Raw genomic sequence first — 15,307 nt, 5'->3', positions numbered from 1 at the left:
GGCCCCAAGGGGATGACCTATTGCGTCGGGTTCTGGTTGGAAGACGGCCTGGTGATGGCCTCCGACTCCCGCACCAACGCCGGTGTCGACTACATCTCGTCGTACCGGAAGCTGCACACCTTCGAGCCGGCACCCGATCGGCTGTTCATGCTGCTGGCCGCCGGCAACCTGGCCACCACCCAGGCGGTGATCAACCACATCAAGCGCGACCTGAACCAGGCCCGGCGTGAGGGGCCGCCCCTGGCGGGATTGCCGTTGATGGGCCAGGGGGGTTCCGGCGGGCCCTCCAGGCAGCACGATCTGCTCAGCGCCAGCTACCTGTTCGAGGTGGCCGCTTACATCGGCCGGCTGAGTGTGGAAGTGCAGAACGAGAACCACTCGGCACTGCACCAGGTGGGTGCCAGCGGTGAGGCCAGCTTCATCCTCGGCGGCCAGATCGCCGGCCAGCCCCATGGTCTGTACCTGATCTACCCCCAGGGCAACGCGATCATGGCCACGCCGGAGACACCCTTCCTGCAGATCGGCGAGAGCAAGTACGGCAAGCCCCCGCTTGATTCGGTGGGGCACTGCCGGATGTCGCTGGAGGATGCCGCCCGGCTCTGCCTGGTGTCGCAGGTGATCACCCGCCGCTCCAACCTCACCGTGGGCCCCCCCTTCGAGGTGGCGCTCTACCCCCGCGACAGCCTGGCGGTGGCCAATTACCAGAAGCTGGAGCGGGGTGCCAAGGAAATCTCCGAGATCAACAGGATCTGGATCGAAACCCAGCGCCAGGCCATGGAGAAGCTGCCCCGCTTCCCCTGGGAGCAGCCCCAGCCCCCCGGGGCCTGAGGCTAGGGATCAGATCAGCAGATCAGCCACCGGCCAGTTGATCCCCCAGCCGCTCGGCCACCGTGGTCACATCCTTGTCGCCGCGGCCGGAGAGGTTGATCACCAGCTCGGTGCCCGGCGCCAGGGTGGGACAGAGCTGTTCCAGCCAGGCGAAGGCGTGGGCCGTTTCCAGGGCTGGAATGATGCCTTCTAGCAGACTCACCCGTTGCAGCGCATCGAGGGCCTCCTGGTCGGTGACGGCGGCGTACTCGGCGCGGCCCAGCTCCTGCAAATAGCTGTGCTCCGGGCCGACGCCGGGGTAATCGAGACCGGCGCTGATGGAGTGGGCCTCCTGCACCTGACCCTGCTCGTCCTGGAGCAAGAGGCTCATGGCCCCGTGCAGCACCCCCACCCTGCCTTCGGTGATCGTGGCGGCATGGCGGCCCGTGGCCACGCCATCACCGGCGGCCTCCACGCCGATCAGGCGCACGGAGGTGTCGGTGACGAAGGGGTGGAAGAGGCCCATGGCGTTGGAGCCACCGCCCACGCAAGCCAGCAGCACATCGGGCAGCCGGCCGAAGGCGGCCTGACACTGGACCTTGGTTTCCTCGCCGATCACCGCGTGAAAATCGCGCACCAGCATCGGGTAGGGGTGGGGTCCAGCCACTGACCCCAGGATGTAGTGGGTGCTCTCGACGTTGGTCACCCAGTCGCGGATGGCTTCGCTGGTGGCATCCTTGAGGGTGGCGGTGCCGGCCGTGACCGGTTCCACCGTGGCGCCCAGCAGCCGCATCCGGAACACATTCAGGGCCTGGCGGCGCATGTCCTCAGCGCCCATGTAAACCACGCACTCCAGGCCGAAGCGGGCACAGACGGTGGCGGTGGCCACCCCGTGCTGGCCGGCGCCGGTTTCGGCAATGATCCGTTTCTTGCCCATGCGCAGGGCCAGCAGCGCCTGACCCAGGGCGTTGTTGATCTTGTGGGCACCGGTGTGGTTGAGGTCTTCGCGCTTCAGCCAGATGCGGGGACCGCCTTCGGGGCGCCGGTAGTGGGCACTGAGCCGCTCGGCTTCGTAGAGCGGCGAAGGGCGGCCCACATAGGTCTTGAGCAGGTGATCAAGCCGGCTGGTGAAGGCGGAATCAGCCCAGGCCTCCGCCGCCGCCTGCTCCAGCTCCGCCAGGGCCGGCATCAGGGTTTCAGGCACATACTGGCCGCCATAGCGCCCGAAGCGGCCCTGCGCGTTGGGGCGGGCCCCCTCCTCCAGGGCAGCGGCACCGGCGAGGGCAGCGGAATCCTGGGGGATCGGGGGAAGGGTGCTCGTCACCGGCGATCGATCGGGGTGACTCCAGCCTAGGAAGTGGGCCGCGGCGGCACCGGTGGCGGCGGCAGGGTCCAGCCCGGGGGCTCATCAACGGCCAGCCGCGCAGAGGGATCGCGGCAGGGGGGCGCCTCCACCATCGAAAAACTCAGGACCTGGGCATCCGACCCTGGCGCCGGGATGCAGGCCGGCGCCGCCGGGCTGGGGTTCAGGTTCAGGCGCAGCATCTCGAAGCGAACGGGCGGCAGATCCAAAAGCTCAGGGGTGCGCTGTGATGGAAGGCGTAGCGGCAATGGGCGCCATGGGCAAGGGAGGCTGGCAGGAATTCAGCGCAGCGGTGAGCACCGCCCGGCCCGAGGCTGCGGGGGCGGCGGCCCCGGCCCGAGCGCAGCAACGGGTGCGGGTGCAGCGCACGAAGGCGGGCAAGGGCGGCAAGACCGTGACGGCCATCACCGGCCTGGAGATCAGCGACAGCGACGCCCGGGTCCTGCTGAAACGGCTCAAAGCCACAGCCGGTAGTGGTGGCACCCTCAAGGACGGCGTGATCGAACTGCAGGGGGATCAGCTGAGCACCTGCCTGGAGACGCTCACGGCTGAAGGCTTCCGACCCAAGCAGGCGGGGGGCTGAGCAGCTGCGGCGTCACGGCCTATCGCCAGGGGTGGCGCAAAGGTGAGACGATCGCCCCAGCGCACTTCCCCCCACCCACGCCGTCGATGACCAGCTCCCCCACCGACAGCAAAGCCTCCAACAGCAAAGCCACCAACATCGTCTGGCATGAGGCCGCGGTGGACCGCGACTCCCGCGCCAGCCAGCGGGGCCACCGCAGCGCCATCCTTTGGTTCACGGGGCTCTCGGGCGCCGGCAAGAGCACCCTGGCCAACGCCGTCAATGTGGAGCTGTTCCAGCGGGGGCTGGCCACTTACCTGCTCGATGGAGACAACGTGCGCCATGGTCTCTGCTGCGATCTGGGCTTCTCCGATGCCGACCGCGAAGAGAACATCCGCCGCATCGGCGAGGTGGCCAAGCTCTTCCTCGACGCCGGTGTGATCACCCTCACCGCCTTCGTTTCGCCCTTCCGCGCCGACCGCGATCGGGCCCGGGCCCTGGTGGAGAGCGATGATTTCATCGAGATCCACTGTGCCGCTGAGCTGGCGGTCTGTGAGCAGCGCGATCCCAAGGGGCTCTACGCCAAGGCCCGCGCCGGCGAGATCAAGGAGTTCACCGGCATCTCCAGCCCCTACGAAGCGCCGGAGTCGCCTGAGCTGCGCATCGACACCGGCGGCAGGCTCCAGGACAACGTGGCCGAGGTGATCAGTTACCTGGAGGGCCAGGGGTTGATCGCGGCGGGCTGAGGCCCGGTGCTGTGGCCGGCCGGTTCAGCAGCAGATCCGGCTCCGGCAGCCCCAGGCGACGGGCCACCTCATCGAGGAACGCCTTGAGACAGCTGGCCACCGGAACCGCCAGCAGCAGACCGAGCAGGTCGCCCAGGCCGAGCAGGCTGCCGATCCTGGCCCCGACCGGCAGGCTGAGCAGCAGCCAGGCCGGCTGGAGTCCCACGATCTTGCCCATCAAGCGGGGCTGGATCCCCTGGTCGACCACCTGGCCCACGGCGATCGCCACCGCCAGCACCTCCAGGCCGGTGCTGGGATCCTCCAGTGCCAGCAGCAGGCTCACCAGCACGATGGTGAAGGCGCTGGCATAGGGGATCAAGGTGGTGAAGCCGATCGCCACGGCAAAGAGCACGCCATAGGGAATCCCCAGCAGGGTGAAGACCACGATCTGGGCCGCGCTGAGGATCAGCGCCAGGATCACCTGGCCGCCGAAGTAACCACGAAAGGTGCGGTTCACGGTGCCCAGCACCATCTCCCGCCAGCTGGCGGGCAACCAGCGGGCCAGGCCGCGGCTGATCGACTCGCCGCCCAGCAACAGAAAGATGGCCAGCACGATCACGATCACGCTGTTGATCGTCAGGGTGAGGGTGGCACCGAGGAGTGCCAAGAGCTTCTGGCTCAGCTGCGAGGCGAATTGGGTGGAGCGGGTCAGCAGGTCACTGCTGAGGTCACCGAAATCTGCCGGCAGGCCATGCTCCACGGCCCAGGCCTGGGCCTGGTTGAGCAGGGTTTCCGCCTGGGTAAACCAGCCCGGCAGAGCCGTGAGCAGATCTGCCAGCTGCTCCACCAGCAGGGGAATGATCCAGAGGGCCACCAGCACCAGCACCAGAAGCCCCAGGCCCAGCACCAGCACCAGGGCCAGGGGTCGCGGCAGGCCGCGACCCGTCAGCCAGCGGCTGGGCAGATCCAGCAGAAAAGCAATCAGCGCCGCGGTGAGAAACAGCGCCGGAAAAGGTGCCAGCGGCAGCAACAGCTGACGCAGCACCCAGAAATTGAGCACCAGCAGGGGCAGGGCCAGGCCCAGCCGCTGCCAGGCGGTGAACGGGGCCGGCCGGATCATGGTGAGGGAGCCACCTCCGGGGCCAACTCAGGCGGGGCTGACTCAGAGGGGGCCGGCTGGGTCGGGCGCAGGGGCTTCACCTGCCGGCGGAACACCTCCAGGCCGGAGGCGGGCACCGCCACCTCGATCAGCTGCAGCCGCCCGGGGATCAGAGCCTCGAACCGTCCGCCCGGCACATCGCCAGGCTGCACCGAGAGCCCGCGATCGAGCAGCAGCACCCGCTGCAGCGGTGGGAGCACCTCAATGCTCTCGTCCCGTTGGTCGAGCACCAGATCCGCCTCACCGTGGTCGTAGGCGGGGAGATGCACCGAGGGCAGGCGGTAGGCACGGCGGTTGGAGCGGCCGGTCACCACCACCAGGGTGGTAGCTGGATCGAAGCGCTTCACCGCGCGGATCGCCAGGCCCCAGTCGTGATCGTAGGAGCGCAGATTCTCCAGGAAGCGATCACCGGGCACCAGCAGAAAAAGGGCGCATTGGAGGGCCAGCACCAGCAGCAGCGGCCGGGGCCAGCGCAGCGCCCCGCCACCGTCGGCCCTCTCCGCCAGACGGGCAGCCAACAGCAACACCAGGGCCGGAAGAATGGTGGTGGCATGGCCCATGCGGGTGAAGTGCACCACCAGCAGATAGAACACCGAGGGGAGCGCCCAGAGGGCGATGAACCAGCACCGCCAGAGCCGCTCCAGCCGCGGCAGCGGTCCTGGGGACTTGGCGGCGGGCCCAGCCCAGCTGGTGCCCAGGGCCAGGCCCAGCCCAGCGGGTGCCGTGAGCGCCAACGTGCGGATCAGCAACCAACCGTTGCCGAGCAGCCCACGGTCGGCGGCCTGCTGGGAATGGTCCCCCTTCCAGGCCATCAACTGCGACCAGAACGCCTCCAGCCCACCCGCCTCCTCGAGGAAGGCCTGGCCCCACCACGCCAGGACCCCGAGACCGAGGGCCACAGCCAGCAGCAGCCGCCAGGCCTGCAGGCCCCGACGCCAGCCCCTGAGGCAGCAGACCAGCACCAGGGGGAAGAGAAAGATGGGGGTGTTCGGGCGGATGCCACCGGCGGTGGCCATCAGCAGCGCCAGCGGCGGCAGGAAGCGCGGGTCCCCTTCGGCCACGAACCAGGCACAGCAGGCGATCGCCATGACCCAGCCCAGCTCGGTGCCGTAGCTGAGCGGTTGGCTGGCATAGAACCAGAGCAGGGGGCTGCTGAACAGCAGCACCACCATCCACCAGGCTGCCCGCTGCCCCCCCCAGCGCCGGGCCAGAATCCAGCCGAAGGGCAGCGCCGCCGCCGACACCAGGGCATTCACCAGCTCCAGTGCCGCCACCCCGTTGCCGCCGGTGAGCGGCAGGCTGAGGCGCCCGAGACTGATCAGCCACCAGAAGCAACCGGGCAGGTGGGGCTGATGGCGATCCAGGTCGAAGTCGGTGAGCGCCAACACGAAATTGCCCGCATCCCAGGCCTGCACCAGCTCGGTGCGGGTAAGCCAGCGGCTGAAGACACCCGCCAGGAACAACAACAGCCACCAGATCCAGGGGGCCGCCGGCGGTCGCCGCAGTGCCTGTGAAGGTGTTGCCAGGCTCGGGTCCGCCATCCCTCAGGCCTCCATGGCGGCCAGATAGGCCGTGCTGCCCAGCTCAAGCAGGCGGGCGTCCTTGGCGCAGACCTGGTCATGGAGCCGGAGGCGGTACCGACTGATCGCCTCGGCCAGGGCCGGATCCGCTGTGGCCAGGATCTGCACCGCCAACAACCCGGCGTTGGTGCCGTTGCCGATCGCCACCGTGGCCACCGGGATCCCGGCCGGCATCTGCACGATCGAATGGAGCGAATCCACCCCCGAGAGGGCTCGGCTCTGCACCGGCACACCGATCACCGGCAGGGTGGTGAGCGCCGCCACCATCCCCGGCAGGTGGGCGGCGCCGCCGGCCCCCGCCACGATCACCTTGAGCCCGCGGCCGGCGGCCGCTTCAGCGAAGGCCACCATCTCCAGCGGAGTGCGGTGGGCTGAGAGCACCCGCACCTCCACCGCCACACCGAAATCCTCGAGCACTTGCACCGCCGGCTGCATCGTCGGCAGGTCGGAATCGCTGCCCATCACCACCGCCACCAGGGGAGCGACAGCGGCGGCTGAGTCGGGTTCGAGGGTCAAGGCAGGGGCGGCAGGGGCCGTGCGGCGAGGATGGCATTCTCTCCGCCCGCTCGCCCAGGAGCCGATGACCGTGCGCTGGATCAGCAACGTCCGTCTGCCCCAAGCCTCGGCATGCCGCCATGGCGCCGAGCGGCGCTGGCGCCTCGGGATCGATCACAGCGGCCGGATCGTGAGGGTGCTACCCCTCGATGCTGGCAGCCACGCCGCCGGCGACAACTGGGACGGCGACTGGATCAGCCCCACCGGCGTTGATCTGCAGATCAACGGAGGCCTGGGGCTGGCCTTCCCAGAACTGGAGTCCACCGACCTGCCGCGGCTGCTGGAGTTGCTGGAGCTGCTCTGGGCCGATGGGGTGGAGGCGATCTGCCCCACGCTGGTGACCTGCGCCGTGCCTCCCCTGCGCCAGGCCCTGGCCGTACTCCAGCAGGCCCGCCTCCAGCACCGGCCCGGCCGCTGCCAGCTGCTGGGCGCCCATCTGGAGGGTCCCTTCCTGGCCGCGGCGCGGCGCGGCGCCCACCCAGCGGCCCACCTGGTGGTCCCCAGCCCTGGGGCCCTGCAGGAGCGCATCAGTGGCCATGAACAGGAGATCGCCCTGGTGACCCTGGCCCCGGAACTGGAGGGGGCCGATGCGGTGATCGCCGCCCTGCGCCAGCGCGGCATCGTGGTGAGCCTGGGCCACAGCGCCGCCACGGAAGCGGAGGCCGAGCGGGCTTTCGCGGCGGGCGTGGGCATGCTCACCCATGTCTTCAATGCCATGCCCGACCTGCACCGGCGGGCCCCCGGTCCGGTGGCGGCGGCGCTGCTGCGCGGCGATGTGGCCCTCGGGCTGATCGCCGATGGGGTGCATGTGGCCCCCTCGATGGCGGTGCTGCTGCAGCGGCTGGCCCCCGAGCAGGTGCTGCTGGTGAGTGACGCGCTCGGTCCCTATGGCCTGACGGAGGGCCGCCACCGCTGGGATGAACGGGTGCTGCTGGTGAAAGACGGCAGCTGTCGGCTGGAGGACGGCACCCTGGCGGGCGTCACCCTGCCCCTGCTGGAGGGGGCGACGCGCCTGGCCCGCTGGAGCGGTGAACCGGGCCGGGCGATCGCTGCCGCCACCCTCGTGCCCCGGCGGGTGCTCGGCGAGCGGCGAACACTGCCCCAGCTGCTGCTCGGACGACCCCTGAGCGAAAGCCTGCGCTGGCGCGTGGGGGCAGACGGTGCGATGGGCTGGCGGCGCGCGTCCGAAGCGGCTCTTTAGGATCCGCCCACCCGTTGCTGCGCCCCCATGGCCACCTCTTCAGCGCCTGACGCCGGCGCCAAGCTGGCTGAGAAGGCCGAAGTGCGCGACTACTTCAACAGCACGGGATTCGAGCGCTGGAAGCGGATCTACAGCGACAGCGACGACGTCAACAAGGTGCAGCGCAACATCCGTCTGGGGCACCAGAAGACGGTGGATCAGGTGCTGCAGTGGCTGCAGGAGGAGGGCGATCTGCCTGGCCGCAGTTTCTGCGATGCCGGCTGCGGCGTGGGCAGTCTCAGCCTGCCACTGGCCCAGCTCGGAGCGGGCTACATCGCCGCCAGCGACCTCTCGGAAGCCATGGTGGAGGAGGCCCGCCGTCGCCTGGAGGCCAGCGGCCTTGCCGCTGATCGAGTGCAGTTCAGCGCCTCCGACCTGGAGAGCCTCCAGGGCCGTTACGACACGGTGGTCTGCCTGGACGTGTTCATCCACTACCCCCAGGCCGCGGCCGAGGAGATGGTCCGCCACCTGGGCGGGCTGGCCGAGCGGCGGCTGATCGTGAGCTTTGCCCCCTACACCCCCCTGCTGGCCCTGCTCAAATCGATCGGCCAGCTCTTCCCCGGACCCAGCAAGACCACCCGGGCCTACACCCTGCGGGAGGACGGCATCGTGGCCGCCGCCGCCGCCGCCGGCTTCCAGCCCAAGCGCCGCAACCTCAACCAGGCCCCCTTCTATTTTTCACGCCTGATCGAATTCGAGCGCGGCTGAACCGCCACGCTCAGGTGGCCATCGCCAGTTTCTGCCGCTCCAGCAGCCCCACCGTGGCCACCTCGCTGGGGGGCACCAGCACCTTGAAGCGGGGGCGCCACTGGGGCCAGTTCGCCAGGATCTCGGCGGCTTTGCGGCTGCCGGTGCGCTCGAGGTGGGCCTCCAGCAACGGTTTGATCAACTGCTCCTGCTCGGGGGTGTCCAGGGCATGGACCGAGACGATCTCGGGATTGAGGAGCCCCGCCATCGCGTCGTGCTCATCCAGCAGGAAGGCCACCCCGCCGGTCATGCCCGCCGCCACGTTGCGGCCGGTGCTGCCGAGCACCACCACCACGCCGCCGGTCATGTACTCACAGCAGTGGTCGCCGCAGCCTTCAATCACAGTGCGAGCGCCGCTGTTGCGCACAGCGAAGCGCTCACCGGCCCGGCCGAGAGCGAACAGCTCGCCACCAGTGGCGCCGTAGAGGCAGGTGTTACCCAGGATCACCTGATTGCCGGGATCCCGGGTTGCCGCCGATGGCACAACCGTGATGCGGCCACCGTTGATGCCCTTGCCGACGTAGTCGTTGGCATCCCCCTCCAGGCGCAGGTCCATGCCCTGCAAGTTGAAGGCGCCGAAGCTCTGGCCGGCGGCACCTTCGAAGCAGAGATCGAGCAGGCCCTGGAACCCCTTGTTGCCGTGGCGGGCCGCCAGCTCACCAGCCAGGCGTGCCCCGACACTGCGGTCGGTGTTGACGATCGCCAGACGGCGGGCCACCTGCCCGTGCTGCTCAATGGCCGCCACCAGCTCGGGATCTGCCAGGAGCTGATCCTCGAGAATGGCGCCATTGCCATGGGCCTGGCTGTCATGGCGCAGCCAGCTGCGGTCGTCGGAGCCAGGCAGCGGGGCCAGCAGGCAGGTGAGATCAAGGGCGCTGGTCTTGGCCAGGGCCACCTGGCGGGGGTGCAGCAGCTCCACCCGTCCGATCAGATCCTCCAGCCGGGCCACCCCGAGCACACTCAGCAACTGGCGCACTTCCTCAGCCACGTAGTGGAAGAAATTGACCACGTGCTCCGGCAGGCCGGTGAAGCGCTTGCGCAGGGCCTCCTTCTGGGTGGCCACCCCCACCGGGCAATTGTTGGTGTGGCAGACGCGCGCCATGATGCAGCCCTCGGCGATCATGGCCACCGAGCCGAATCCGTATTCCTCGGCCCCGAGCAGAGCCGCCATCAGCACATCCCAGCCGGTCTTGAGGCCACCATCGGCCCGCAGGAGCACCCGCTCACGCAGGCCGTTCGTCAGCAGGCTGCGATGCACCTCGGAAAGGCCCAGCTCCCAGGGACTGCCGGCATGCTTGATCGAGCTCAGGGGCGATGCACCGGTGCCGCCGTCGTGGCCGGAGATCTGAATCACATCAGCGTTGGCCTTGGCCACGCCGGCGGCGATCGTGCCGATGCCGATTTCGGCCACCAGCTTCACCGACACCTTGGCAGCCGGATGCACCTGGTGCAGGTCGTGGATCAGCTGGGCCAGATCCTCAATGGAATAGATGTCGTGGTGGGGCGGCGGTGAGATCAGTGCCACGCCGGGTTTGCTGTTGCGCAGCCAGCCGATGTAGGCATCCACCTTGGGACCGGGCAGCTGGCCCCCTTCGCCGGGTTTGGCCCCCTGGGCCACCTTGATCTCCAGCTGCTTGCCGCTGCGCAGGTACTCCGGCGTCACGCCGAAACGCCCCGAGGCCACCTGCTTGATGGCTGAGCAGGCGCTGTCGCCGGGCACTAGGCCGCGGAGGCTAGGCAGGGTGGCGGAGTGACCGCCCTCATCCACATCGGTGAGGGGGTGATAGCGGGCCGGATCCTCTCCTCCCTCACCACTGTTGCTCTTGCCGCCGATGCGGTTCATGGCCACCGCCAGCACCTCGTGGGCCTCTCGGGAGAGGGCCCCCAGGCTCATGCCACCGGTGCAGAAGCGGCTGCAGATGCTCTCCACGCTCTCCACCTGCTCGATCGGCAGGGGGGTGAGGGCGGGCCGCAGCTCCAGCAGGTCGCGCAGGCCCGTGACCGGGCGGTTCTCCAGCAGGGTGCGATAGGTGGCGAAATGGTCGTAGCCGGGACCCGCGGCCACCGCCGCATGCAGCGCCTTGGCCATCTCCGGGCTGTTGAGGTGGAACTCACCGCCGGAGCGGTATTGCACGAAGCCCATGAACTCCAGCTTGGTGCGGTTGAGCTCGGGGAAGGCCTTGGCGTGGAACGCCAGGGTTTCGTTGGCGAGATCAGCCAGGCTGAGGCCCGCCACCCGGCTGGTGGTGCCGCGGAAGGCCAGATCGATCAGATCGGCGCCGATGCCGATGGCCTCGAAGATCTGGGCCCCGTGGTAGCTGGCCAGCAGCGAGATGCCGATCTTGGAGAGGATCTTGCGCAGGCCCGCCTCCAGGGCCTTGCGCACATTGGCCTGGGCCTGGGCGGAGTCGATCGCTGGCAGCTTGCCGCGCTCCATCAGGGAGCGGGTCTTGGGGTGGGCCAACCAGTGGCGGGTGGTTTCCCAGGTGAGCCAGGGGCAGACGGCACTGGCGCCGAAGCCGATCAGGCAGGCCAGATGGTGAGTGCTCCAGCACTGGGCGGTGTCAATCACCAGGGAGCAGTGCAGGCGCACCCCCAGCCGCAGCAGGTGCTGGTGCACCGCGCCCACCGCCAGCAGCGCCGGGATGAAGGTGGTGGTGGCACTGAGGCCAGCGTCGACTCGGTCGGAGAGCACCAGGATCTGGCTGCCGTTGCCCACGGCCTGCTCCGCCGCCTGACAGAGGCGCTGCACAGCGGCCTCCAGACCAGCCGGACCCTGATCCAGCCCATAGAGGGTGGACAGGGTGGTGGTGGCCAGTCCCTGCAGGGGCAGGGCCTCCAGATCGGCTTCGTTGAGAACGGGCGTGGCGAGGTGAAGCACCGAGGCGGCCGAAGGCTCCGGCCGCAGGGCTGACCCCCGCCGCCCCAGGTGCATCTCCAGACTCATCACCAGCTCCTCGCGCAGGGGGTCGATCGGGGGATTGGTGACCTGGGCGAAGCGCTGCTTGAAGTAGTCGTAGAGGAGGTGGGGCTTGCTGGAGAGCACCGCCAGGGGGATGTCGTCACCCATGCAGTAGGTGGGCTCCTTGCCCTGGCCGGCCATGTCTTCGATCACAAGGTCCAGGTCCTCGGCGGTGAAGCCGAAGGCGGTCTGGTGACGGAGCAGATCGAGATTCGCCAGCTGCTGCTCCGTGCGCCAGGGCTGGGGCTCCAGCGAGCGGCGGTGTTCCTGCAGCCAGGCGGCGTAGGGATAGCGGGAGGCCGCCTCCTCCTTCACCTGCCAGTTCTGCAGCAGGCGGCCATTCTCGAGATCCACTGCCAGCATCTGGCCGGGGCCGAGGCGGCCCTTCTCGACGATGCGGCTCTCGTCGATCTCCACCACGCCGGTTTCCGAACCCATCACCACCAGGCCATCGCTGGTGATGCAGTAACGGGCAGGACGCAGACCGTTGCGATCGAGAGTGGCACCGACGCTGCGGCCGTCGCTGAACACCAGCAGGGCCGGGCCGTCCCAGGGCTCCTGCAGGCAGGCGGAATATTCATAGAAGGCCTGGACATCCGGACGGGACTCCAGCTCGGGCTGCTGTCGGAACGCTTCCGGCACGAGGGTGAGCAGGCTGTCGGTGATCGGCCGGCCGCTGCGCACCATCAGCTCGAGCATGGCGTCGAGGTTGGCTGAATCGCTGAAGGCGGCATTGACCACCGGCTTGAGGTCGGAGGAGGCCTCACCCCAGACCGCATCGAGGTGAGATTCAGCCGCCTGGGCCCAGTTGATGTTCCCCAACAGGGTGTTGATCTCGCCGTTGTGACCCAGCAGCCGCATGGGCTGAGCCAGGGGCCAGCGGGGCAGGGTGTTGGTGCTGAAGCGGCGGTGGTAGACCGCGAAACTCACCGCAAAGCGCGGATCGCGCAGGTCGGCATAGAAAGCCGCGAGCACCTCGGAGCGCACCATGCCCTTGTACACAACGGTGCGGCCGCTGAACGAGGAAAAGTAAAGGTCGTTGGGATCGCCGCCCGGGGTGGCCCGCACCAGATCCACGGCCCGGCGGCGGCAGCGGAACAGCAGCGATTCGAGCGCATCGCCCGGCTCCGGGCCTTCCACCAGCCATTGCTCAATGCGTGGGACGGTCTTGAGGGCGAGGGGCCCGAGCACGGAGGGCTCCACGGGAACCTCTCGCCAGCCGAGGCTGCGCAGACCCACCAGGGCCGCTGCCTGCTCACACAGCGCCTTGGCCTGCTGACGCTTCGGCTCCGAGACCGGCAGAAAAACCATCGCCAGGCCCCGGCGACCCTCCTCAGCCCGGCTGGATTCGGGCCAGACCTCCCCCAGGTAGCCCCAGGGAATGCCGCAGAGCACACCGGCGCCATCGCCGGAATCGCCATCGCCACCGCAGCCGCCACGGTGCTCCATGCAGTCCAGACCGCGCAGGGCCTGCTCCAGCAGCCAATGGCTGGGCTCACCACTGAGCTGGGCGAGAAAACCAACCCCGCAGGCATCCTTTTCGCCAGCGACTTCCGTCGGTGCCGGACTGTCACAATGGGGCCAAACAGAGCGGCGAAGAAGTGGCATAGCCCGGCAACAACCTGTCGGTAGACCGCGGACGCCTCAAACAAGGAGACGTCCGCGCGGAAGGGGATTTTGATCTTAGAGACGTGCGTTCAGGGATAGCGTTCATCACCAACGGATGAGTGTCCAGACGTGGTCCCGTGCCGATCCCTTCCAGCCGGACTGATGAGCCTGGCGGTGATGGCCCTGCTGCCAGCCGCCGACGGCAGCTTTGCCTCGGCCCCGGCCCGAGCGGCCGCTCCCTTCCCTGGGGCAGCAGCTCTCCCTGGGGCCGCCCGCGGGATTCTGCTGGCCCGCAGCCCTGCGACTCCACTCCAGGAGGGCCGCCGGATCGTGATCAACGGCCGGGAGCAGAGCGCCCGCTGGCAAGGAATGCCAGCCGTTGGCGGCAACCCGTCCCAGCTCTGGCTACCCCTCGAGGTGCTGCAGGGCCAGCTGGGGGTGGCCAGCAGCAGCCGCGTCGATGGAGGACTGGATCTGGAGTGGTTCGGGCGAAAGCAGCAGGTGCCCGCCAGCGGGCAGCGCAGCCTCGACGATGAGGTGGCCGTGGACGCCATCCCCCTGCTGCAGGCAGCCGGAGTCCGCATTCAGACCGATGGGGACCGCCTGCTGCTGGAGTTGCCCCTGCCCGGGCTTGTTCGGGTGCGGGCCTCAGCCCCGGGGCCCGATCGCCAGGTGGTGCTGGATCTCAGTGGGGCGGCCTTGGTGCGCCAGGAGTCCGGTCAGATCCTGCTGGGCCTGCTCAGCACCGCCACTCAGCGCTCTGAACTGCAGGCCCTCGGTCTGGCGGTCAGCTCCAGCCGGGAAGGGCTGCTCCTGCGTCCGAGCGGCGGCGGGAGGGTGTTGACCCTCGGGGGGCCCGACCGAGTGGTGTTGGCCATCCCCGCGGGAGCCAGCACCGGGGCGACACCAACGACACCCCAGGCCGCCCCGCCGCTCGACCCGCGCCTGCAGGCCCTGCTCAATCGCAGCGTCAGCGTCAATCGCCAGGTGCTGCCCGTGGGATCCCGGCGCATGCTGGTCAACAGTGTCCGATTCAATCCCCAGCAGAATCCGCTGGAACTCAGGGTGCTGACCCGTCCTGACGGGATGCAGGGGCTCACCTCGCTCACGGCCCTGGCCCAGCGGGACAAGGCCCTGGTGGCCATCAACGGCGGCTTTTTCAACCGCGTGCGACGGCTGCCCCTGGGCGCCCTCAAGGCCGAAGGACGCTGGCTCTCCGGGCCGATCCTCAACCGTGGCGCCATCGGCTGGCAGCCCGGAGGCCTGCCCAGTTTCGGTCGGCTGGCCCTGCAGGAGCAGCTGATCGATGAACGGGGTCAGCGCTGGCCGCTGTCGAGCCTGAACAGCGGCTACGTGCAGCGGGGTCTGGCCCGCTACACCGCCGACTGGGGGAGCAGCTACCAGGCCCTGAGCGGCAACGAATCGGGGGTGCTGATCCGGGCTGGGGTGGTGCTGCAGCGGCTGGATGGCGCCCAGCTGCAGCGGGGCATTCCCCTGGGCCGCGAAGACACCCTGGTGGTGGGACGGGCCGGCGTGAGTCCGCCCTGGCCCGAGGCCAGCCGGCTGACCCTCGCCAGCCAACCCAGCGATCCGCTCGGTCAGCAGGCCTTCGTGATGGGGGGCGGCCCCCTGCTGCTGCTGGGGGGTCAGGTGGTGCTCAACGGCACGGCCGAAGGGTTCAGCAGCGCCTTCCAGGGGCAAGGGGCCCCGCGCACGGTGATCGGCAGCGATGGCCGTCAAATCTGGTTGCTGACGCTGCAGGGGGTGGACCATGCCGGACCCACCCTGGGCGAAACAGCGGTCCTGCTGCGCCAGCTGGGCCTGCAAGAGGCCCTTAACCTCGATGGCGGCAGCTCCACCGGTCTGTTCCTGGGCAACACCCAGACCGTGCGGGGCCGGGGCGTGGCCGCCTCGATCCATAACGGTCTCGGCCTGGTGCCCCAGAGCGGGCGGGCCCAGGTTGGCGAGAGGGACGGCGGCTGAGCCCCCCCGCCCGCTC

The 15,307-nt window shown here is 69.2% G+C and carries 12 protein-coding genes; 6 read left to right on the top strand and 6 right to left on the bottom strand.

All coding sequences use genetic code 11. The annotated features are described in order from the left end of the window. Positions 1-12: 12 nt before the first annotated feature. Positions 13-828, top strand: coding sequence for a 20S proteasome subunit A/B (locus tag KBY67_RS09590; protein ID WP_255110804.1), 816 nt, complete (start codon positions 13-15; stop codon positions 826-828). Between the two features lie 22 nt (positions 829-850). Here KBY67_RS09590 and trpB read toward each other — a convergent pair whose 3' ends face one another. Together trpB and KBY67_RS09580 are read right to left on the bottom strand one after the other, a co-directional pair. Then, positions 851-2,131: a tryptophan synthase subunit beta gene (trpB, locus tag KBY67_RS09585; protein ID WP_255110803.1), complete on the bottom strand. Its 1,281-nt coding sequence runs from the start codon at positions 2,129-2,131 to the stop codon at positions 851-853. 26 nt (positions 2,132-2,157) lie between these two features. Further along, positions 2,158-2,379: a hypothetical protein gene (locus tag KBY67_RS09580; RefSeq protein ID WP_255110802.1), complete on the bottom strand. Its 222-nt coding sequence runs from the start codon at positions 2,377-2,379 to the stop codon at positions 2,158-2,160. A 47-nt stretch (positions 2,380-2,426) separates the two neighbouring features. Here KBY67_RS09580 and KBY67_RS09575 point away from each other — a divergent pair, with 47 nt between their 5' ends. Both KBY67_RS09575 and cysC read left to right on the top strand, forming a co-directional pair. Beyond that, positions 2,427-2,753: a translation initiation factor gene (locus KBY67_RS09575; protein ID WP_255110844.1), complete on the top strand. Its 327-nt coding sequence runs from the start codon at positions 2,427-2,429 to the stop codon at positions 2,751-2,753. A gap of 86 nt (positions 2,754-2,839) precedes the next feature. Further along, positions 2,840-3,478 (top strand): adenylyl-sulfate kinase, encoded by a 639-nt coding sequence (cysC, locus tag KBY67_RS09570; RefSeq protein WP_255110801.1) that lies wholly within the window; start codon positions 2,840-2,842, stop codon positions 3,476-3,478. On the opposite strand, the gene KBY67_RS09565 is transcribed toward cysC, so the two are convergent. The 3 genes from KBY67_RS09565 to purE are packed head-to-tail and all read right to left on the bottom strand — an operon-like array spanning position 3,438 to position 6,658. Continuing rightward, entirely contained in the window at positions 3,438-4,577 is a 1,140-nt protein-coding gene (locus KBY67_RS09565; RefSeq protein WP_255110800.1) for an AI-2E family transporter, read from the bottom strand. The two genes, cysC and KBY67_RS09565, sit on opposite strands and share 41 nt — an antisense overlap. After that, positions 4,574-6,157 (bottom strand): hypothetical protein, encoded by a 1,584-nt coding sequence (locus tag KBY67_RS09560; protein WP_255110799.1) that lies wholly within the window; start codon positions 6,155-6,157, stop codon positions 4,574-4,576. Before KBY67_RS09560 ends, KBY67_RS09565 begins: the two co-directional genes overlap by 4 nt. A gap of 3 nt (positions 6,158-6,160) precedes the next feature. Further along, positions 6,161-6,658: a 5-(carboxyamino)imidazole ribonucleotide mutase gene (gene purE, locus KBY67_RS09555; RefSeq protein ID WP_255110843.1), complete on the bottom strand. Its 498-nt coding sequence runs from the start codon at positions 6,656-6,658 to the stop codon at positions 6,161-6,163. A 118-nt stretch (positions 6,659-6,776) separates the two neighbouring features. Between purE and KBY67_RS09550 the strand changes: the two genes are divergently transcribed. After that, on the top strand, positions 6,777-7,952 hold the full coding sequence (locus KBY67_RS09550) for an N-acetylglucosamine-6-phosphate deacetylase (protein WP_255110798.1): 1,176 nt from the start codon (positions 6,777-6,779) through the stop codon (positions 7,950-7,952). 27 nt (positions 7,953-7,979) lie between these two features. Then, the gene (bchM, locus tag KBY67_RS09545) at positions 7,980-8,699 is read left to right on the top strand and encodes a magnesium protoporphyrin IX methyltransferase (protein WP_255110797.1); all 720 of its coding nucleotides are present in this window, start codon (positions 7,980-7,982) and stop codon (positions 8,697-8,699) included. Positions 8,700-8,709: 10 nt separating this feature from the next. Here bchM and gltB read toward each other — a convergent pair whose 3' ends face one another. Then, a complete protein-coding gene (gene gltB / locus KBY67_RS09540) occupies positions 8,710-13,308 on the bottom strand; it encodes a glutamate synthase large subunit (protein WP_255110796.1) in 4,599 nt (1,532 codons plus the stop codon). Positions 13,309-13,470: 162 nt separating this feature from the next. On the opposite strand from gltB, the gene KBY67_RS09535 reads away from it, so the two are divergent. Next, entirely contained in the window at positions 13,471-15,291 is a 1,821-nt protein-coding gene (locus tag KBY67_RS09535; RefSeq protein ID WP_255110795.1) for a phosphodiester glycosidase family protein, read from the top strand. Positions 15,292-15,307 lie beyond the last annotated feature (16 nt).

This window comes from Synechococcus sp. RedBA-s, from assembly GCF_024345495.1.
Taxonomy (GTDB): Bacteria; Cyanobacteriota; Cyanobacteriia; order PCC-6307; family Cyanobiaceae; genus Regnicoccus_A.
This window is presented reverse-complemented; position numbering and strand designations above follow the sequence as displayed.

What these genes read in the sequence shown, in the direction of transcription:
- KBY67_RS09590 (WP_255110804.1), top strand. Translation starts at nt 13, where the DNA reads ATGACCTATTGCGTCGGGTTCTGGTTGGAAGACGGCCTGGTGATGGCC.
- KBY67_RS09575 (WP_255110844.1), top strand. Translation starts at nt 2,427, where the DNA reads ATGGGCAAGGGAGGCTGGCAGGAATTCAGCGCAGCGGTGAGCACCGCC.
- cysC (WP_255110801.1), top strand. Translation starts at nt 2,840, where the DNA reads ATGACCAGCTCCCCCACCGACAGCAAAGCCTCCAACAGCAAAGCCACC.
- KBY67_RS09565 (WP_255110800.1), bottom strand. Translation starts at nt 4,577, where the DNA reads ATGATCCGGCCGGCCCCGTTCACCGCCTGGCAGCGGCTGGGCCTGGCC.
- KBY67_RS09560 (WP_255110799.1), bottom strand. Translation starts at nt 6,157, where the DNA reads ATGGCGGACCCGAGCCTGGCAACACCTTCACAGGCACTGCGGCGACCG.
- purE (WP_255110843.1), bottom strand. Translation starts at nt 6,658, where the DNA reads ATGGGCAGCGATTCCGACCTGCCGACGATGCAGCCGGCGGTGCAAGTG.
- KBY67_RS09550 (WP_255110798.1), top strand. Translation starts at nt 6,777, where the DNA reads ATGACCGTGCGCTGGATCAGCAACGTCCGTCTGCCCCAAGCCTCGGCA.
- bchM (WP_255110797.1), top strand. Translation starts at nt 7,980, where the DNA reads ATGGCCACCTCTTCAGCGCCTGACGCCGGCGCCAAGCTGGCTGAGAAG.
- gltB (WP_255110796.1), bottom strand. Translation starts at nt 13,308, where the DNA reads ATGCCACTTCTTCGCCGCTCTGTTTGGCCCCATTGTGACAGTCCGGCA.
- KBY67_RS09535 (WP_255110795.1), top strand. Translation starts at nt 13,471, where the DNA reads ATGAGCCTGGCGGTGATGGCCCTGCTGCCAGCCGCCGACGGCAGCTTT.